Below are 18,578 nucleotides of genomic sequence, written 5' to 3'. Positions count from 1 at the left end.
GCTCCGACCGCGTCGGCCGCCCCCGCCCCTGCTCCTGCCTCTGCAACGGTCGTCTCGACCACCGCGACCGCCGCGGGTCCCACTCTCTCGCATGACGTAGGACCGAGTCAAGCGGAGTACGCAACCTCTATCGCGCAGCTGCGCACGGCCCATGATGCACCGTCAGGCATCTTCCTGGCAACTCCGGCGGTCGCCGTGTCACCGTCGGACCCGGGGACGCTCATGCACGAGTGGCACTGCATCCTCGCTGACCTGCGAATCTGAGGCGCGACAGCCCGCGTTGGCGGTCGGTGGGGGTGACAGGAACTCACCCCCACCCGCCGCGCCGGGCAGCCTACGCGATACGGCCGGACTACGCACCTACGCCCCCGCCTGGCTAGGGACTACGCAAGCGTCAACCCCGCGCTGGCCGGCCCCTACGCCCCGCCCGCCGCAGCGCGGCGCCCGCGGCGGAGCCGGGACGGGGTCGTACCGCCCGCCGCAGGCGGACCGCCCGGGCCCGGGGAGCCCGGCGGTGGGGTGGAGGAGGAGCGGGCCACCGCGTCCCGCATCGTCAAGGTGAACAGCGCGGAGACCAGCGCCATCACCGCCAGCACCAGGTACACCGTCCGGTACGCCGACGGCGGAGCCACCTGCGCGTCGCCCGGCGTCCGGGCCAGCAGCAACGTCGCGACAAGAGCCGGGGCGAGCGCCATGGAGAGCTGGCTCGCCACGCTGCCGAGGGTGGACGCCTGCCCCATGTCCTCCTTGCGGATCGTCGTGAACGAGGCGACCGTCAGCGGCATGAAGACCGCGCCCATGCCCAGCCCCAGCAGGAACATGTAGAGCCGGAACGCCCACGCGCCCGTCCCGGCGTCGACGCCGGTCATGACGAACAGCACCGCCGCCACCACGAACAGCCCCGCCGAGATCACCACCCGCGGCCCCACCCGGTGGTACACCCGGGCCACGAACTGCACCGTCAGTAGTACGCCGATGGCCTCGGTGAACGTACTGCTGCCGGACTGGAAGGCGCTCGCGCCCTGCGCCTCCTGGATGAACAGCGGCGCCGCGTACATCGCCCCCATGAAGGGGATGACGCCGATGAGCCCGATGACCTTCGTGTCGCGGAAGAGCGTGTCCCGGAACAGCCGCAGCCGCAAGATGGGCGCGGCGGTGCGCAGTTCGACCACGACGGTCGCCGCGACGAGCAGCGCCGCGCCGGCCAGGCTCGCCACGATGACCGGCGCCGACCAGCCCTGCCGGGCGCCCTCGCACACGCCGTACATCAGCAGCGACATCGCCCCACCGGACAGCAGCAGGCCGGGGACGTCGAGGCGGCCGGGGTCGCCGTGCCGCGGGTTGTCGAGGAAGAGCAGGCCGAACAGCAGCGCGGCGATGCCGAAGGGCAGGTTGACGTAGAAGACCCACCGCCAGGACAGGCCGTCGACGAGCACGCCGCCGAGCATGGGCGCGACGGCGGGGGCGATTTGCTGCGGGATGGTCATGATGCGCGACGCCCGTACCCGCTCGGCCGGCGTGAACGTGCGGAAGAGCATCGCCGCGGCGACCGGGGTCAGCAGGCCGCCGGACAGGCCCTGGAGGCCGCGGTAGGCGACGAGTTGGCCGAGGCTGCCGGCCATGCCGCACAGCGCGGAGGACGCGGTGAACAGCCCCATCGCGGCGAGCAGCACCGGCTTGCCGCCGAAGCGGTCGCCGAGCCAGCCGGAGACCGGGATGCTGATGCCCACGCACACCGGGTAGACCACGACGACGCTGTCGCTGCCGGCCGCCGACGTGCCGAACTGGTGGGCGATGGACGGCAGGGCGACGGTGGTGATCGCGCCGTCCATCACCACGAGGAAGAACGTGGCGACGAACATGACGGGTACGACCAGGCGCTGATCGAGTCGTCGGCCGGGCATGGTCCTCCTCCCCCGGGGGCTCCGGGGCGCTGTGTGCTGTGCGGTGGTGGGAATGCGTCGTGCGATATGCTGAGTCTACTCACTATGAGTCGGCACACAACGGGGTATGGCAAGCAGGGACGGGGCGGATTGCGTGACGGAGATCCGGAGCAGCGACGTACTGGTCGACGACCTTTTCCGTACGACGGTCCGGCTGCGGACGTACGTCGACGCCCAACTGCGCTGCCACGGCCTGTCGGTGTCCCGGCTGCGGCTGCTGCGCGCCCTCGCCACGTCGCGGGAGCCGCTGCGGATGCGCGACCTCGGCGACGCGCTGGGCGTCGCCGCGCGTACGGTCACCTCGCTCGTCGACGCGCTGGAGCGGGAGGGCCTGGTCGCGCGGCTGCGGCACCCGACCGACCGGCGCGCGTACCTCCTGACGCTCACCGACCTGGGCCGTACCACCCATGGCCGGGCCGAGGAGATCGACCGCGCCGCGCTGTCCACCGCGACGGCCGGCCTCGACGCCCGGCAGCGCGCGACGCTGCTGGACCTCCTCGCGGTCCTGCGCGCCTCCGTTCCCGACGCCCCACCGGGACCACCGGGGCCGCCCGGACCGGAGGAGACCTGAACTGCCCTGCGCCGCCTACCCGATGGCGATGCGCGGATGCGCGGACGGCGAGATCCAGGCCATGATCCGGTCCATCGTCGCGCGCGGCACGGACACACAACCGGCCGTCGCTCCGGCGCCGTTGACATGCAGGAAGATGCCGGCGCCCCGACCGGGCGTCGCCGGCCGGCGGTTGAAGTCGATGACGAGCGCTTCGGCGTACTGCGTGGGGTGGTCGATCAGATGCTCGCTGCCGCGCTCGCCGGCCTCCGTCAGCGGGAAGTCCGCGCCCTGCGCGACGTGCATCGAGTTGTAGAACCTCGACTGCGGGTCCTCGACCCACCAATCGGCGCTGGTCACACGGTGATACGGCATCGCCGTGCCGCTCGACACGACACCGAACCCCTCGGTGATCGGATACGTCCCCGAGGGCGTGGTGGACGTGTTCTGCTTGCGCGTCGCCCCGTTGGTGACCCCGTTCGCCCCGACCCGCCCGGCGGTCGTGCTGAACTGCGCCTTCCAGCCCGCGGGTTCCTTCGCCCAGGCGGTGACGGTCGCGTACGAGCCGCTCGCCTCGACGGTGATCAGCTGCGTGGCGCCGCCGAGTTGGACGGGCACGGGGAAGTGCGGGGCGGCGGTGGCCGCGGGGGAGGAGCCGCTCTTCGCGTCGCCGCTCTTACGGGCGGGGGCGGCGGGCTTGGCGCTGTGCGAGGCCGAGGGCGTCAGAGAGGGCGAGGTGGAGCGGGAAGGGGACGCCGTGGCCGAGCGCGAGGGCGAGGCGGACGGGGAGGCGGAAAGCGACGCGGAGGGTGACGCCGACGCGGTGGGCGACGCCGACGCGGTGGGGGAGGGCGCGGCACTGCCGGCGTCCGCCACCCGCGCACTCGCACTCGGCGCGGCCCCGGCGCCCCCGCCACCCCCGCCCGCACACCCGGCGGCCAGCACCAGCGCCCCGCCCACCCCGGCGGCGACGACGAGTCTGCGCGAGCGCGCGAACGGCACGGAGGGTGAGTGAGCCACGAGCGATCCTCAGAACGGCGCACCCGGCACCGGCACGCATCACATGAACGACGACACGCGCCGCCCCGCACCGTCCCGCGAACAGCCGTCCCCCCGGACCTCGCGTCGTCCCACACGTTGGCGCCTACACATATTAGCCCCGCCCTCCCATGTCGCGACATACCCCCCGACTCCGAAGCGGACGGAGGCGGGGGGCGAGGTGTGTCGGGAGGTGTCGGGGGAGAGGGGGTCAGCAGGAGAGGTTGTTGCCGGCCGGGACGCCGAGGATGGACGTGAAGTTGAGGTAGGCGTTGACGCGGTCCTGGACCTCGGCGGGGTTGCCGCCGTTGCACTCGATGCTGCCGTTGATGCTGCGGATGGTCTCGCCGAAGCCCGCGCCGTTGACCATTGCGTTGTGGGGGGTCATCGTGCCGGGGCCGGACTGGGTGTTCCAGTACCAAAGGCCGGTCTTCCAGGCGACCGCCGGGTCGGTCTGCACGAGGTTGGGGTTGTCGAGCAGGTCGATGCCCAACGAGTCGCCCGCCGCCTTGTAGTTGAAGTTCCAGCTGAGCTGGATCGGCCCGCGGCCGTAGTAGGCGGACTGCCCCGCCGGGCAGCCGTACGGCTGGCTGTAGTCGCAGTAGTGCGAGTAGTTGGCGGTGTTCTGCTCCACGATGTAGACCAGGCCGCCGGTCTCGTGGCTGACGTTGGCGAGGAAGGCCGCGGCCTCCTGCTTCTTGACCGTGTCGCTGCCGGTCGTGGCGAAGCCCGGGTACGAGCCGAGCGCCGCGGTCAGGCCGCCGTACGTGTAGAAGGAGTTCCGGCCCGGGAACATCTGGTTGAACTGCGCCTCGCTGACCACGAATCCGCCGGCCGGCGGATTCGTCCCGCCGCCGGTGGTCCCGCCGCTGCCGGAGCAGGTGTACGGGCTCCAGTACCAGGTGCTGATCGTCGGGTCGTAGCCCGGGTTGTCGTGCGTGGCGATGTAGTCGAGCCCGTTGGTGTACTGCACGATGTCGCCGGTGACGTACGAACGCCCCGCGACCCAGGCCGGGTAGCTGCACCCGGTCCCGCCGCCGCCGGTCGTCCCGCCCGTACCGCCGCTCCCACCGGTGCACGCGCCTTGGTCGGACCACACCTCCGCGGCACCCGGCGTCTCGCCCTGGGTCCACCACTTGGCAAGCCAGTTATGGGAGTTGTACGAGGCGGTCATGCCGCCGGTGTAGACCGAGGACGGGCTCCAGGCACCGGCGCATCCGGCCGCCGAGGCGGTGGACGCCATGGGCACCAGGATCACCAGGCCCACGACGGCCGCGAGTGCGGCCAGGAACGCGATGAGACGCTGTCTCGACAACGTGACCACTCCTTATGGGGGTTCGGTGGGGTCGAGCCGCACCTTCCCGCATTGGTCTGGACCTGTCAAGTGGTCTGTACCTGACGGAGGCAGGTCTGTGCCTGGCGGAGGTTGCCGGTGGACGTCAGGCCGGCCGCGGAAGCGCACGCCGGTGAGCTTCTCGCTCAGGTCGATCAGCGCCGCCCGCGCCCGCGGGTCGTACGCCTGGACGCCGTCCCGGTCGCGCTCCAGCAGCGGGTCGTCCAAGTCCAGCGCCGCCTGCCCTGCCGACGTGACGTTTCGTGGGACGCGGGTCGTGGGACTCGCGTACCGGGGCCCGGAGTTGGCGATGCGGGGTACGCGCGTACGGGCCGGGTCAGTGGGCGTGCCGCCCGCTCGCGGCGGTGGCCGCGACCGTGGTCCTGGCGTGCGCCCGCGGGTGGTTGTGGTGGTGGGTACGGGGCTGGTGCCGACCCGAGGCCCGGTGCGCGGCGCCGGCCAGGGCGAGCGGGACGAGGCCGGCGGCCGGCAGCCAGGGGGCGCGGCACCCTCAACCGCGCGGTGGCCGCCGAGGCCGTCGGCGACGACGCTTTCGCCCGCACCGTGTGGGAACGCCTCATCACCCCGCGCCGCGACGTCGTCCGCTCGCTGCTGATCCGGGCCCGCGAGCGCGGCGAAGTCGGTTACGGGGACGAGGACTTCCTCATCGACCTTGTGTACGGGCCGATGTGGTACCGCCTGTTGCTCACCCCCACCTCGCCGAGACGGTCACGTCCCTTGCGGCGGCCGGCTGAGGCGACGGTTCACCTGGCCGCCGGTTTCACCTGGCCGGCGGCTCGCTTGCCCGGCGGCTCGTTTCTCCGGCGGCTTAGCTGTCCGCTGCCGCCAGGGCCGCGTCGATGTCGGCGACCGACGCGGGCACGCCGGGCTGGGACATGAACTCGGTCGTCGACTTGTCCGCGTAGGGCAGGCCGTACGCCGCGGTGCCGGGCTGGAACCGGCGGCCCTCGGCGAGGGGGCCGGCGTCGACGACGTCGAAGCCCAGCAGGTCGAGGAGTTGGGCGGCATGGGCCTTCGCGGACGGGTCGTCGCCGGCGATGGGGAGGGCGCTGCGGTCGGCGGCGCCGGCCGGGCGGGGGAGCTCGGCCAGGTGCTTGAAGTAGATGTTGTTGAAGGCCTTCACCACGTGCGCGCCCGCCAAATACCGCTGGAGCAGGCCGCTGTGGGTGGTCTCCTCGTTGTCGAGCTCGGCGATCCGCCCGTCGCGCTGCGGGTAGTAGTTGCCGGTGTCGATCACCGTCTTGCCGGCGAGCGGCTCGCGCGGGATCAGCGGATACGCCTTGACGGGGACGCTCACCACGACCCAGTCCCCGGCGGCAGCCGCCTCCGCGGCGGTGGCCGCCCGCGCGTTCGGCCCGAGTTCCGCGACGAGGCCGGCGAGGGTTTCCGGCCCGCGGGAGTTGCTGAGCACCACGTCGAGCCCGCCGGCGACGGCCAGCCGGGCGAGGGTGCTGCCGATGTGTCCGCTGCCGATGAGTCCCAGAGTCGTCATGACGACGCAAACGACGGCCGGGAGGGATATGTTCCGCCCCCGCCGACCGGTTCGCCCGGGCGGCTCAGGCCCCTTACCCGTACGGCCCTGGTACGACTCGGGGCGCGACCACGTACGCCTCAGGTGCCGGCCCCCGTACGCCCCGCGCGCGCCGGCCCCGTACAGCTCACGCGTCCGACCTCGCGTCCGGCACATGCGGCTGCCGCGGCTCAGCAGGCCTGGGCGGCGGTGACGCCCGGAGGTGGTGGGTGAGGCGGACGCCGAGGTCCTTCGTGAGCGGCCCGGTGTGGTCGAGCCCGAGCTGCGCGGCCAGCGCCGGCGCGTGCAGCCGGGTGGCGGCTTCGAGCAGCCGTGCGTACGTGTCGACGCACGCCCGGACGCGGTGCCGGGCCGCCGCGGCCAGGACCAGGGCCAGCGGGGCGGCGGGCCACCACCACACGGCGAGCGGCGCGTACAGCAGCGCCCAGCCCGCCAGCACCGTGGCGCGCTCCAACGCGGCGCGCGCCTCGGTGACGCGGGCGCCCAGCGGCTCGGGGAGCAGCGGCTCCAAGTGGGGCCACACGACGGCGAGATCGAGCAGGTGGTCGCGGTCCAGCCGCAGGGCGGCGGCCTGGATGCGGTCGCCGCTCCACGTGGGCCGCTCCGGCCGCTCCGACGCGATCCGCTCCCGTCGGCGGGCGGCCCGGTGCCGCGCGGCGGGGTCGGGCCGGTCGTCCGGGCCGGGGGCCTGCGCACGCGCGAACTTCCGGTGGAATATGCGGTGTTGCGCCTCCCAGCGGCGCTGCCGGCGCCGTACGGACCGGTCGGCCAGGGCCGACAGCGGGGCGGGCCACAGCCGCCAACCCGCCGCGAGGGCAAGGCGTTCGACGAGCGTGCCGGCCGCCTCGGCCACGGTGCCGGCCGCGGCCGACGCCAGTACGACCGCCCCCACCAGCACGACCTGCCCGCCGACGCCGGTCACCGCGGGCCGGTCGGCGGTCGCGGTGACCTCCCGTACGAGCCGGGCCGCGTCCAGGGCGTGCCGCTGGCCGAGCGTGTGGGCGGCGGCGCCGACCGCGAGGTAGAGCACGCCGGGCAGCACCAGCACCGACAGCCACCGCTCGGCGAGCTTCCTGCCCAGTTCGCTCCACAACCCGTTCACCCCGGACGCCCGTCCACCTCAGAGCAGCCGTTCGCGGACGAGTTCGCGCCGGCTGATCGCGCACAGCGGCCGGACCTCCGCCACCTCGCTGCCGAGCCGGCCCGTACACCTGCCCAGCGGGCACCGGTAGACGTACTCCAGCGGCTCCAGCCCGCTCCAACTCGTGCCGCGGCCCTCGCCGAAGCCCTGGACGCCCACCATGCCGTCCGTCAACGCCCGTAGCGCCGCGTCTACTTCACCCAGGAGCGGCGCGATGTCCGCCGTCGGCCGAGCGCCACCGCACGCGGCCAGCAACCGGCCCAGCGGCGTACCGGATTCGCTGCCGTCGTCGCCCAACAGGCCCCGTAATTCCGGCAGATGACTGCATACGTACGCCAACCCGGCCGCAGTGTCGACCGCCATGCCGGCCCCCCGTTCCCCCCGTCGCGGCGGCGAGCGCCGCGAACACCGCCGCGATCAGACGTATTTCGGCATGAGTAACCGCAAAGCGCCGCCCCCGTGTGCTGTCGCCCGGCTACCGTGAGCCACCGCAGAGGATATGGGGTGGAGGGGGCCATATGGAAGCCTATGAGGACGAGCACGCCCAGCCGTGGGAGGGCACTCCCGGGGACGCATACGCGTATCTGCACGGCCGGTTGACCGAGTGGTTCGACACCCGGGACCCCGGCACCGTCCTCGCCGCCGGGCCGCTGTGCGCGGCGGCGACCCTGCTGCACCTGGCCGGGGAGCTGCTCTACGTCGACGAGGTGACCGAAGCCCCCCTGGCCGCCGCCCACTTGGCCGGTGTGCTGCTCCAGTCCCGGCTGGAAGCCCTCGGCGACGAGGCGTCGGACCTCGACCACCACGCGTGGATCTCCGTGCTCGGCGTCGTCCACGCTCTCGACCCGGAGCTCATACCCGGCCCGCTGGCCGACGCCTTCGCCGCCGAACCGCCGCCCGTGCCACCGCTGCACGACCTCCTCGCCGCCTTCGCCCACGTCCTGCTCCAGGACCACGCGCGCAACGGCGACGCCACCATGCTCGGCCCGGCGGTCCTGCTGCTGCGGGAGGCGGAGGAGGCCGCGCCCGAGAGCGCGCGGCCCCAGATCTGGTCCAACCTGGGCTTCGCCTGGCAGCGGATGGCCGACGGCGGCGAGGGCGACGCCGACACGTATCTCAAGCTGGCCGCCTACGAGTTGGGACGCGCGGCGCGGGCGGCCCACGGCCATCCGCAACGGCCGCTCATGTGGTACGAACTCGGCAACGTCGAGATGGCGCGGTTCGACGCCACCGGCGACCTCGGGCAGCTCGACGACGCCGTCGACGCCCGGCGGGCGATGGTCGCCGACGGCTCCCCGGAACCGGGCTGGTGGTTCCTGCTCGGGGCCTCGCTGATGCAGCGCTTCCGGCTCACCGGCATCCCGAAGTACCTGGACGAGGCGATCGACGCGACCGCCACGGACGTCCGGCTCATGCCGCCCGGCCACCGCACCCGCCCGGGCGTTCTGGGCAGCCTCGGGAGCATGCTGCTCACCCGGTACGCCGCCGGCCGCGACCCGGCGGACCTGGACGCGGCGCTGTCCGCGGCGCTGGAGGCCGAGCGGACCGTACCGCCGGGGCATCCCCAGTACCCGGAGCTGCACGAAAACGCGCGCATGCTGCGGCAGTTGCACCACCAGGCCATGAACGGCGCCGCCGAGCCGCCGTACGGGCTGCTGCGGCACGAGACGCTCGCCCCGGACACGCTGCCGGCCCTCGCGACCGCCCTGGTCGCCCGGTTCGTCCGGCTCGGCGACCCCGACGACCTGGAGGCGGGGCTGCGGTTCGCCGTCGAGGCCGTGACGCTGCTGCCCGGCGACGCCGCCGCCCTCGCGGCCCTCTCCGCCGCGCGGTACGCGTACGCCCTCCGGTCCGCGGACCCGGCCCGGCTCACCGCGGCGGTGGACGCGGCCACGGCCGCACTCGACGCGACCGCCCCCGACGACCCCGAGCGTGCCCAACGGCTCGACGCCCTCGCCGTCGTGCTGCGGATCAGGTTCGAAAGCCAGGGCGGCATCGAGGACTTGGAGCGCGCACTCACCGCGGCGAGGGCCGCGGTCGCCGCCGCCGACCCGGGGAGCCGGCTCCACGCCGCCGCCCAGTCCAACCTCGGTGCCGCGCTGCTGGCGCGGTTCGTCACCCTGCGCCGCCCCGAGGACATCGACGACGCCGTGACCGCCGGGCGCGAGGCCGCCCGCCACGCACCGGCCGGCCGGGACGCCGGCCACGCCCGGACCAACCTGGCCGCGGCCCTCCAGACCCGCTACGAAATTCGCGGGGAGCGGGCCGACTTGGACGAGGCGATCGCCGCGCTGGAGGCGGCCATGGCCGAAACCCCCGCCACCGACCTGAACTTCCCCGTCATGCGGCTCAAACTCGCCGTCGCGTTACGGGAACGGGGCGGCGCCGAGGACCTGGACGCGGCGGTGTCCCTCCTGCGCGGGATGACCGCGGAGCACGGTGAACTAGCCGCCGGCGCCGAGGACTTGGCGGTCGTGCGGGGCGACCAGAACACCGCCCACGCGTACGCGGAGCTCGGCTACACCCTCGAAGAGCGCTTCGCGTCCGGCGGCGGCCCCGGCCCGCAGGACGTGTACGACGCCGGGCGCGCCTTCCGGCTCTCCGCCGCAACCACCGGCGCCTCGACCAGGACCCGGCTCTTCTCCGCCTTCCACTGGGGCGGCACGAGCATGGCGCGCGGCGACGCCGAGGACGCGCTCGCCGGCTACCGGACGGCCGTCGAGGAGCTGCTGCCCCGGCTGGCGGACCGCGGCCTGACCCGGGCCTCCCGGCTCGCGCAGATCGCGCAGGTGCCGCTGCTGGCCGGCAACGCCGCGGCAGCCGCGATAGCCGCCGGCGACCTGCCCGGCGCGGTGTGCCTGCTGGAGCAGGGCCGGTCCGTGATCTGGTCGCAGCTCGTGCAGACCCGCACCGACCGCACGGAGCTGCGGGACCGGCACCCGGCGCTCGCCGACGAGTTCGACGCGGTCTGCGCCGCGCTGGAGGGGGACCGGTCGCCGGGCGCGGGCGGCGGGCCCGTCGGCGGGCCCGTGCGGGGCGAGCAGCCCTGGCAGCTCAGCGCGCGCTTCGACGCCCTCGTGGACCGGATCCGCCGACTGCGCCACTTCGAGCGCTTCTTGGCGGCGCCGGACTTCGAGGAGCTTCGCCGGGCGGCGGACGGGGGGCCGGTCGCGGTCATCAACGTCAGCACGCACCGCTGCGACGCGCTGCTGCTCAGGTCCGAACCCGGGGCTCGGGCGGTGGAGTTGGTGCCGCTGCGCGGCGTCAGCGCCGCCGAAGTCGAGCGCCGCGCCGCGGAGTTCGTCACCGCCGTCGACCGCCTCTCCCGGCCCGGCCTCGACCCCGAGGCGCTCGCGCTGTCCGGCACGGTCACGGAGACGCTGCGCTGGCTGGGGGAGGAGATCACCGGGCCGGTGCTGGCCGCGCTCGGCTTCGACCGCGAGGCCGGGGCGTCACCGTCGCCGGAGACGACCCTGCCCCGCCTGTGGTGGTGCCCCACGGGCCCGTTGGCGCTGCTCCCCCTCCACGCCGCCGGGCCGAGAACCGGCCCGCGCGTCATCGACCGGGTCGTCTCCTCGTACGCCCCGACGCTCGGCTCGCTGATCAGGGCCCGCTCACGGGAGCAGGCGGCTGCGCGGGCGCCGCGCGTGCTCGGCATCGGCGTACGCCCGCGGCCGTACGCCGACGGCGCCACACCGTACGGGCAGCGCGGGCTGCCGGGCGTGAGCGCCGAACTGGCCACGCTCAGCGAGGTGTTCGGCGACCGGCACACCAGCAGGGCCGACGAGAAGGCCGTCCTGGCGGAGGTGCTGGCCGCCCTGCCCACCCACCCCTGGGTGCATGTCGCCTGCCACGGCATCCACGAGCCGGCCGACCCCGCCGAAAGCCATCTCGCGCTCTACGACAAGCCGTTGTCGGTCGCGGGCATCGCGGCGCAGGATCTGTCCGGGGCGGACCTGGCTTTTCTGTCCGCCTGCCACACCGCCCTCGGTACGAGCCGGCTCGCCGACGAGGCGATCCATCTGGCCGCGGCCTTCCAACTCGCCGGTTTCCGGCATGTCGTGGGGACGTTGTGGACGCTGGCGGACGGGCCGGCGCCGGAGGTCGCCCGCGATTTCTACCGGGCCCTGGAGGCGGGCGGGAGCGCGGGTGGGGGCGCGGGTGGGGGCGGGGGCGCGGGCGGCAGTGCCCGGGCGTTGCACGGAGCCGTGCGCGTACTGCGTCAGGACCCGGCGAACTCGGTGCTCCAGTGGGCCTGTTACGTCCACCTGGGCCCGTGACCTCGGGCGTGAGCCCCCGGCGTACGGCAGACGACGGCCGCCCGGCCCGGGAAGGAACCCCAGGCCGGGCGGCCGTCGTTCGGCTCGGCCGGCGGTCGGGCCGGCCGGCTCAGCAGCGTCAGCTGTGGGCGCCGCCGTTGCGGCGACGGGCGAAGTAGACGGCCCCGCCGCCCACGACGAGGAGCGCGGCGCCGCCGCCGATGAAGGCGACGTTCTGCGAGCTGTTGCTACCGGTCTCGGCGAGGTTGCCGGTGCCGGAGGTGGCCGGCGGCACGGACGGCGTGCCGGTCGGGGCCACGGTGCTCGTCGGGACACTGGCGCTCGGCGACGGCGAGGACGTGTCGCTGACGCTCGGGCTCGGCGTCCCGGTGGTCTCGGTCGCCGTCGGGGTCGGCGTGCCCGTGGTCTCGGTCGCCGTCGGCGTCGGGGTGGTGGTGGTCTCCGTCGCCGTGGGCGTCGGGGTGGTCTCGGTCGGCGTCGGGGTGGGCGTCCCCTGGCACTCGTGGCCGCCGTTCCAGGCGGTGATCAGGTCGGTGGGCGTGGCGGAGTTCGGGTAGTGCGGCAGCGGGCCGTGGCCGCGGCCGGAACCGCCGTCGTACTCGGTGCCGTTGCCGTACAGGTCCACCTGGCCGAAGCAGGTCGGGGCGCTCCCGCTCACGTCGAGCTTCGCGGAGGTCTTGTTCTTGCTGAGGGTGACGGTGTCCCAGCCCAGGAACGCCTGGTGGCCGGAGTTCTCCCACGCCGGGCCCTCGGCGCTGTAGGAGGCGAGCGACACGTTGTACTGGCAGTTCTTGCCGGGCTTGTCCGTCAGCCGCACGGTGATCTTGGTCGGCGGGGTGTCCCCGTTGATACGGCCACTGCGCGTCCACTGGCCGCCGTCGACCTTGTACTCGATCCCGACGTTGCTGCAGTTGTTGCTGCCGCCGCCGTTGTTGCCGCCGCGGCCACCGTCCGCGGAGGCCGTACCGATGCCACCGAGGGTGACAACGGCCGTGATGGAGCCGATGGTCGCAGCAACGCCTACGGCTCGTTTGGTTATCGCTCGCACTTGAGTCATGCTCCCTGAATGCTGGTCGGGCAGCCAGGTGCAGGCAGGCGGGTGAGGACTCCACGCAAGGGGAGAGACGTGCCCGGTGGCCTGCGAGGCGTCTCGCCGCCGAAAGTCATCTGCTGGGGGGCCAGTTGGCCCAGGCGACCGAGTATGCCCCGCAACCCCGGTCTCTGTACAGCCGCATACGTCGGTTTTCGGCGCAGCTCACACCGCATGCGGCAATCCCAAACCTCGACAGGCCGACCAATTATGGCTAACGCAATGAGTTGATTTGTCGACCCCGGGACGGCCCTCTGCGCCCTCCGTGCGCGGCCGGCACCCGTCCCCGCGCCGGCCCCGCGGTCACCGGGGCGGGCGGGCTGCCCGACATCCTCGTCGCCCCCTGTCGGCGCGAGCGGCCCGATCTGCGGCTGCTTCGGCTACGTCGTCGTCCGCGGCCTCTTCGACCGCCGCCCCCACGACGCCTCCCCCCGCTCGCCCGAGGGCGCACGCTTACGCACCGCGGCCGGTCGAATCGCGCCATTCCCGCGTGCCGTCAGCGCCACGAACGGCTCGGAGCGCAATTCCCGAACATTGTCAACCGCATAGTGAAATGCCAGCCGGGAACAGCAACTGCGGGCAAAGTCAACGGTATTCAGGAATGGCTATCCGGCGTGGCGGGTGATATTCCATGGGGCGTTCCCCGTTACCCACTTCCGCACGGAGGCACGCCGCCATGAACGAGCAACCGGCCGACGCCGCCTGGCACATCGATCGCCGCTGCGTCAACTGCGACGTGGCCCGGCAGTTGGCGCCGGACCTGATCACGGAGGACGCCGATCGCTCCACCCTCATCCGCCAGCCGCGCACCGCCGCGGAAGAACGCGGCCTGTACGCCGCGGCGTTCGCCTGCCAGACCCGCTCGATCCGGCGCGGCGCACGCGGACTGCCCCCGGAATTCGACCCGTTCCCGCTACGCCTTACCGAGCACGTACATCTGTGCGGCCACAACGCGCCGCGCACCGCCGGTGCGAACTCCTATCTGCTGCGCCGGCCGGCCGGAAACCTGATGATGGTCGACACGCCGCGCTGGAATTCGGCGCTGGCCGCGAAATACGCCGCCCTCGGCCCGATCACCGATGTGCTGCTCACCCACCGCGATCACGCGGCGCACGGTCGCCAATACGCCGACCGGTTCGGCGCCCGGCTGTGGATCCACGAAGGGGACCTGAGCGCGGCCCCGGACGCCGACGTCGTCCTCCGCGGCACCGAGCCGGTCGAGATCGCCGACGGCGTGACCGCCCACCCGCTCCCCGGGCACACCGAGGGCAGCGTGCTCTATCTCGCCGACGCCGCCTACTGCTTCAGCGGCGACAGCTTCTACTGGTCCCGAACCCACGGCGACCTGGCCGTGGCCGAGGCGGTCACCTGGTACTCGATCACCGAACTGGCGGCCTCGCTGGCGCGTACGGCCCCCCGCCTCCGTTTCGCCTGGCTCCTCCCCGGCCACGGCGACCGCCGCCACCTGCCCCCACCGAATTCGCCCACCGCATGCGCACCCTGGCCGCCCGCACCGCCAAGCTCTCCCCCCGACCGATCGACTTCACCGCCCTGCGCTGGTGACTCCCCCTGCGGCGCCGGAGAGGAACGCGTGTACGTCAGCGGCAAGGTTGCGCATGTCCTCGCCTGCGGCGTGGACCGTGGTGGTCTCGAAACACCACTCTTCTCCGGGCGCCCGGTCGTGGATGCCCCACGTCAGATGGACGTAGCCACCGGAGCGGTGCTCTGCCGCGAGGGACAGGTCGTGTTCGAGGGAGCGCCAGGTCCGTTTTCCCTCCCAGCCGCGGAAGTCCTCCGCCAAAGAGAAGAGGAACGCGCCGAGCCCGTCGCCGTCCCAGGTACGCACCGAGGTCTCGACCCTCAACCGCCGATTACTGGCCCGCACCACGAAGTCGAGGCCCGGTTCGCCCTCGTAAGGCCGCGCGAGCTCGGAGAACGAGAGGCCCACCGCCTGCGCACCAGGGGCGCCCACACGGACGCCCCGCTCGCCGGATACCTGGTCAGCACTCACCCGCCCAGGCTAGGCCCGCGGACACGCCGAGTCCCCCGGTTATCCAGCCGCACCCAACGGCGCGGCCCGGACAGCCGGACGAACTGCGCGACCTGCCAGACACCCCCACCGACGGGGCAGCCCGGCCCCCCTCTGCAGCCGCCCAGGCCGAGCGGCGCGCTGTACGACGCAATGCCGGCAACCGCCCGCAACCCCCGGACATGCCTGTGCCCCGGCCGCCATCAAGGCAACCGGGGCACCAAACCCGCAGGTCAGCGGCCTCCGGGGAGGTCTGGCCGGGTAGGCCGTGTGGGACTCGAACCCACAACCAATGGATTAAAAGTCCTGGCCAGGACGTGCTCGGCGGTGGTGGACGGTGGAGCGTCATCCAAAACCCGCAGGTCAGGCGGGAGCGGGTTGCCGCCTGGTCCGGCAGGAGGCGCCGGGTGCTGGCACATCCGCTCACGCATCGCTCACGCATCGCTCACGCATCCGGCCGTATGGCGGGCCTCCTTCCATCGTCGCCGGAGCATTCTTGCCGATACTCGTCAGCGTGACGTTAAGTCGCCCGAACGAACCACCCGAGACTCTCAGGTCTGAGATGCTGAGGCAGATCGAGAGGGGCCGCAGCGATGCAGTGGAAGATCCACGGGGAACGTCCGATCTACGAGAACCCCTGGGTGAACGTGTGGCTGGTCGATATCGAGCAGCCGGACGGGAAGCGGTGGGAGCACCACGTACTCAAGCTGCGGCACCTGGCAGTGGCAGCCGTGGTGAACAGTGAGAAGCAGGTGCTGATGATGTGGCGCCACCGCTTCATCACGGACTCCTGGGCCTGGGAACTGCCCATGGGCCTGGTCGAGGCCGGCGAGACCCCGGCCGAGGCTGCCGCCCGCGAGGTGATGGAGGAGACCGGTTGGCGCACAAGCGAGATGACGCCCCTGATCTACGCCCAGCCGGCCAACGGGATCACCGACTCGGAACACTTCGTCTTCCGCGCCGACGCGGTCGAGTACGCCGGGCCGCCGACCGAACTCAACGAGTCTGACCGGCTTGAGTGGGTCCCGTTGTCCAAGTTGCGCGGCATGATCGACCGCCGCGAAATCGTCAGCAGCGGGACCCTCGTAGGAGTGCTGTATCTGCTGCTGGACGAGGCCAGACTCTAGTCAACCGGCTGTCCCCGCCAGCCGGGCGTCCAGCTCCGCGACTGGTCGGAATGTGCGGAATGGCGTGAGCAAGTGACGGAAGTCCCGCAAGTGTGCGGTCACACGGGGCGAGTCGACGGTCGCGGACAGGTTCAGGGCGTCACTCGCCGCTCGGCATGCCTCCTCCACCTGGCCGCGTTGCAACTGGGTCCTCGCCAGCCAGAAGGAATGGAAGGCCCGGCCGCGCAGGTTCGTCTCAGGCTCATCGCGCAGCGCCTCCGCGATCAACGGTTCGGCGGCGCCCGCATCGCCGAGCTGCCCGAGAGCGATGCCGATGTCCACGGTGAGCTTGGTCCGGTCGAAGTAATTCACCCACGGCGGGTCGTCGTCTGTGGATCCGACCCGCCCGAACTGCAACTGCGCTTCGGCGATGGCCGCATGGGCCGCTGGCCGGTCGCGTGCGCTGGCGTGACCGAACGCTTCGCGGACGTACAGCATCGCCATCAGTCTCGGAGTGCCGCCGTCGTGGCGGGCAACGTCCTGGGCAGTCCGTGCAAGCGTGACCGCTTCCTCGGCCCGGTCCTGATAAGTGGCTTGGAGGCTCAGACAGGCGAGGACGTTGGCGACGAAGGCCCTGTCGTCGATCGCGCGGGCCAGGCGCAGGGACTGGGTGAAGTACGCCCTCGCCGTGCTGTACTGCCGCGCGTCGAAAAGTGTCCAACCGGCAAGCCGAGCGAGTTCCGCAGCAATGCCGTGCAGACTGCGCCGGTAGTTCGGATCCGTGCTGTCGGCCAGTAAGCCCATGACGTAATTGAGTTGGCCGATCACCGCCGGCCGTAGGGCCTCGCCACCGTGCTCGTCGTCCTGCCGCCAGTAGTCCTCGATCGAGGTCTGCAGGGAACGAAGCGTGCTCGGGGTGACCTTCGTAGCTGCCGCGATAGCGAGAATGCTGTCCAGATCCTCTGGCTCCGCTGGGATGGAACTCGGCCCAGGGGCCACCTGAACGGATCTGCGCTCGGGTGGATTGGGGGCAGACGCCCGTCCTTCCCAGTCCCGCGACGCGAGGCCGAGCATGTGACCGGGAACCCGCAGGCCGTCCGCGACGCGTTCGATCACGCTCATGTTCGTGATGGTTCGGCGACCGGAAATGACCTCGCCGACCCTGCTCGGCGTCAGCTCACACTGGCGGGCGATGCGTGAGACGTGAAACCCGCCCCTCGCTTTCGCTAGGCCGAAGACCTTCGTGAAGTCCCGCGCGGCGCAGGCCGCGATCATCTCGGGGTCCGCCAGCAGACGAGCGGGCAGGCCGACCAAAGCTGTGGGTTCGATCATGTCCGGCGCCCCCTCGTACGGGAGTGTGATCGCTCACCGTCACACGAGTTCACTTACTGCGAGTTTACCCACCGTGGGTGTCCACGCTGGCCTTATCCCAGAACGGGCCGCTGGAACAGGCTGAGATTCCTTCCGGTAGCTGGCCTCCGGAGGAAGCGACAAGTCCCGTGCTGCACCGAAGTCAGCGGCATGGCACAGCCTCCAGCGTCTCGAAAGGTCCCCAGCGATGTCCGACACAATCTCGGATGCCTGCCCCACTACTTTCGGTTTCCGCGTCGAAGCCGAATCCGAGGCGGTGCCCGAAGTTCGGCGCAAGATCGTCGCCTTGGTGCGGGACTGGGACGTGCCACTGCCGGACGACACCTTGAGCGACCTGGAGTTGCTGTCCTCCGAGTTGATCACGAATGCCGTCCGGCACACCGATTCCTCCTGCGCGGTGGCCGTGCGCTGGACCGGCGTGCGTGTCCGGGTTGAGGTCACCGACGTGAGTCAGGCTCGCCCTCACCGGCGCCACAGCTCGCCGGAGGCGGAGGACGGACGCGGCCTGCTCCTGGTCGAGTCCCTGGCCACCATGTGGGGAAGCGCCCCGGATCCTGCGGGGAAGACCGTCTGGTTCGAACTCGGGCCGTCCGACGGGACGCCTCCTCCCTGGAGCACCCCGGGCAAGTGGGCGATCACCACCGACAGTGGCGCGGCGACGTCCGGCTACCTCCCCGCCTGGGCAGAGGACGACCCGACCGAGGCCAACGTGCCCACGGACCAGCTGCCGGAACGGCTGGCCGGCATCAACCACCGGAACTTCTTCGAAGGCCCGATGCTGCCCCTCACCGCCCCAGACGTATGGGAAGGGGTCGAGGAAGACGCGGTCTTCGAGGGCAGCATCGACTGCAACCCCTACGACCCCGACCCCGACCTCCGTGTGCCGGTCGTCAACCTCCAGGTCTGCGTGGGCCGCTGGATCCTCGGCCTGGATCCGCACGGCCTCGCCGAGGTCGCCGCAAAGCTCCGCGCCCACGCCGACTTCCTTGACGCGAAGGTCCGCCCCGCGCTCACCGCCGCCCGGGAGGACTGGGCCACCCACCACCCGTCAGCCCAGCAACGTTCGCCAACTGCGTGCCCGGGAGACCGCACCTAGCCGGCGCCTCGCTGCCCTGGCCTCTCCCCGCTGGCGCGGCTGTGCAGGC

At 72.4% G+C, this 18,578-nt stretch carries 15 protein-coding genes and 1 pseudogene; 7 read left to right on the top strand and 9 right to left on the bottom strand.

All coding sequences use genetic code 11. The annotated features are described in order from the left end of the window. Positions 1–416: 416 nt before the first annotated feature. Positions 417–1,904 carry a DHA2 family efflux MFS transporter permease subunit gene (locus HCN08_RS24485; RefSeq protein ID WP_167985387.1) on the bottom strand — a complete coding sequence of 496 codons (1,488 nt, stop codon included), beginning with the start codon at positions 1,902–1,904 and terminating at the stop codon, positions 417–419. A 133-nt stretch (positions 1,905–2,037) separates the two neighbouring features. Between HCN08_RS24485 and HCN08_RS24480 the strand changes: the two genes are divergently transcribed. After that, positions 2,038–2,514: a MarR family winged helix-turn-helix transcriptional regulator gene (locus HCN08_RS24480; protein WP_322974653.1), complete on the top strand. Its 477-nt coding sequence runs from the start codon at positions 2,038–2,040 to the stop codon at positions 2,512–2,514. A gap of 15 nt (positions 2,515–2,529) precedes the next feature. Here the strand turns inward: HCN08_RS24480 and HCN08_RS35690 are convergent, their stop codons facing one another. Further along, on the bottom strand, positions 2,530–2,907 hold the full coding sequence (locus tag HCN08_RS35690) for a L,D-transpeptidase family protein (RefSeq protein ID WP_322974662.1): 378 nt from the start codon (positions 2,905–2,907) through the stop codon (positions 2,530–2,532). Between HCN08_RS35690 and HCN08_RS36710 the strand changes: the two genes are divergently transcribed. Continuing rightward, positions 2,873–3,508, top strand: a complete 636-nt coding sequence (locus tag HCN08_RS36710) for a hypothetical protein (protein WP_322974663.1) — start codon at positions 2,873–2,875, stop codon at positions 3,506–3,508. The genes HCN08_RS35690 and HCN08_RS36710 overlap by 35 nt on opposite strands. Positions 3,509–3,742: 234 nt before the next feature. Here the strand turns inward: HCN08_RS36710 and HCN08_RS24470 are convergent, their stop codons facing one another. Continuing rightward, positions 3,743–4,846 (bottom strand): glycoside hydrolase family 19 protein, encoded by a 1,104-nt coding sequence (locus HCN08_RS24470; protein ID WP_167985385.1) that lies wholly within the window; start codon positions 4,844–4,846, stop codon positions 3,743–3,745. 117 nt (positions 4,847–4,963) lie between these two features. Here HCN08_RS24470 and HCN08_RS36965 point away from each other — a divergent pair, with 117 nt between their 5' ends. After that, complete coding sequence (locus tag HCN08_RS36965) at positions 4,964–5,764, top strand: TetR-like C-terminal domain-containing protein (RefSeq protein WP_407648876.1); 801 nt, start codon at positions 4,964–4,966, stop codon at positions 5,762–5,764. Here the strand turns inward: HCN08_RS36965 and HCN08_RS24460 are convergent. The 3 genes from HCN08_RS24460 to HCN08_RS24450 all read right to left on the bottom strand — a co-directional run bounded on the left by HCN08_RS24460 (position 5,694) and on the right by HCN08_RS24450 (position 7,920). After that, on the bottom strand, positions 5,694–6,377 hold the full coding sequence (locus tag HCN08_RS24460) for an NADPH-dependent F420 reductase (protein WP_167985383.1): 684 nt from the start codon (positions 6,375–6,377) through the stop codon (positions 5,694–5,696). The genes HCN08_RS36965 and HCN08_RS24460 overlap by 71 nt on opposite strands. A 166-nt stretch (positions 6,378–6,543) precedes the next feature. After that, positions 6,544–7,518 carry a hypothetical protein gene (locus HCN08_RS24455; RefSeq protein WP_167985382.1) on the bottom strand — a complete coding sequence of 325 codons (975 nt, stop codon included), beginning with the start codon at positions 7,516–7,518 and terminating at the stop codon, positions 6,544–6,546. Positions 7,519–7,536: 18 nt separating this feature from the next. Beyond that, positions 7,537–7,920, bottom strand: coding sequence for a hypothetical protein (locus tag HCN08_RS24450; RefSeq protein ID WP_167985381.1), 384 nt, complete (start codon positions 7,918–7,920; stop codon positions 7,537–7,539). A gap of 155 nt (positions 7,921–8,075) precedes the next feature. On the opposite strand from HCN08_RS24450, the gene HCN08_RS24445 reads away from it, so the two are divergent. Next, positions 8,076–11,837 carry a CHAT domain-containing protein gene (locus HCN08_RS24445; protein WP_167985380.1) on the top strand — a complete coding sequence of 1,254 codons (3,762 nt, stop codon included), beginning with the start codon at positions 8,076–8,078 and terminating at the stop codon, positions 11,835–11,837. A gap of 118 nt (positions 11,838–11,955) precedes the next feature. On the opposite strand, the gene HCN08_RS24440 is transcribed toward HCN08_RS24445, so the two are convergent. Continuing rightward, positions 11,956–12,885: an LAETG motif-containing sortase-dependent surface protein gene (locus HCN08_RS24440; protein WP_167985379.1), complete on the bottom strand. Its 930-nt coding sequence runs from the start codon at positions 12,883–12,885 to the stop codon at positions 11,956–11,958. A 718-nt stretch (positions 12,886–13,603) separates the two neighbouring features. Between HCN08_RS24440 and HCN08_RS24435 the strand changes: the two are divergent. Further along, a pseudogene (locus tag HCN08_RS24435) lies at positions 13,604–14,490 on the top strand (MBL fold metallo-hydrolase). Here the strand turns inward: HCN08_RS24435 and HCN08_RS24430 are convergent. Beyond that, positions 14,471–14,938 (bottom strand): DUF6228 family protein, encoded by a 468-nt coding sequence (locus HCN08_RS24430; RefSeq protein ID WP_407648875.1) that lies wholly within the window; start codon positions 14,936–14,938, stop codon positions 14,471–14,473. The pseudogene HCN08_RS24435 and the gene HCN08_RS24430 overlap by 20 nt on opposite strands. Positions 14,939–15,549: 611 nt before the next feature. Between HCN08_RS24430 and HCN08_RS24425 the strand changes: the two genes are divergently transcribed. After that, positions 15,550–16,083 (top strand): NUDIX hydrolase, encoded by a 534-nt coding sequence (locus tag HCN08_RS24425; RefSeq protein ID WP_167985378.1) that lies wholly within the window; start codon positions 15,550–15,552, stop codon positions 16,081–16,083. On the opposite strand, the gene HCN08_RS24420 is transcribed toward HCN08_RS24425, so the two are convergent. Beyond that, positions 16,084–17,394, bottom strand: coding sequence for a tetratricopeptide repeat protein (locus HCN08_RS24420; protein ID WP_167985377.1), 1,311 nt, complete (start codon positions 17,392–17,394; stop codon positions 16,084–16,086). Positions 17,395–17,620: 226 nt separating this feature from the next. Between HCN08_RS24420 and HCN08_RS24415 the strand changes: the two genes are divergently transcribed. Beyond that, complete coding sequence (locus HCN08_RS24415) at positions 17,621–18,529, top strand: ATP-binding protein (protein ID WP_167985376.1); 909 nt, start codon at positions 17,621–17,623, stop codon at positions 18,527–18,529. The last annotated feature ends 49 nt before the right edge of the window (positions 18,530–18,578 follow it).

It is taken from the genome of Actinacidiphila epipremni, assembly GCF_012034175.1.
GTDB classification, from domain to species: domain Bacteria; phylum Actinomycetota; class Actinomycetes; order Streptomycetales; family Streptomycetaceae; genus Actinacidiphila; species Actinacidiphila epipremni.
This window is presented reverse-complemented; position numbering and strand designations above follow the sequence as displayed.

What these genes read in the sequence shown, in the direction of transcription:
- HCN08_RS24415 (WP_167985376.1), top strand. Translation starts at nt 17,621, where the DNA reads ATGTCCGACACAATCTCGGATGCCTGCCCCACTACTTTCGGTTTCCGC.
- HCN08_RS24420 (WP_167985377.1), bottom strand. Translation starts at nt 17,394, where the DNA reads ATGATCGAACCCACAGCTTTGGTCGGCCTGCCCGCTCGTCTGCTGGCG.
- HCN08_RS24485 (WP_167985387.1), bottom strand. Translation starts at nt 1,904, where the DNA reads ATGCCCGGCCGACGACTCGATCAGCGCCTGGTCGTACCCGTCATGTTC.
- HCN08_RS24450 (WP_167985381.1), bottom strand. Translation starts at nt 7,920, where the DNA reads ATGGCGGTCGACACTGCGGCCGGGTTGGCGTACGTATGCAGTCATCTG.
- HCN08_RS24425 (WP_167985378.1), top strand. Translation starts at nt 15,550, where the DNA reads ATGCAGTGGAAGATCCACGGGGAACGTCCGATCTACGAGAACCCCTGG.
- HCN08_RS24445 (WP_167985380.1), top strand. Translation starts at nt 8,076, where the DNA reads ATGGAAGCCTATGAGGACGAGCACGCCCAGCCGTGGGAGGGCACTCCC.
- HCN08_RS24460 (WP_167985383.1), bottom strand. Translation starts at nt 6,377, where the DNA reads ATGACGACTCTGGGACTCATCGGCAGCGGACACATCGGCAGCACCCTC.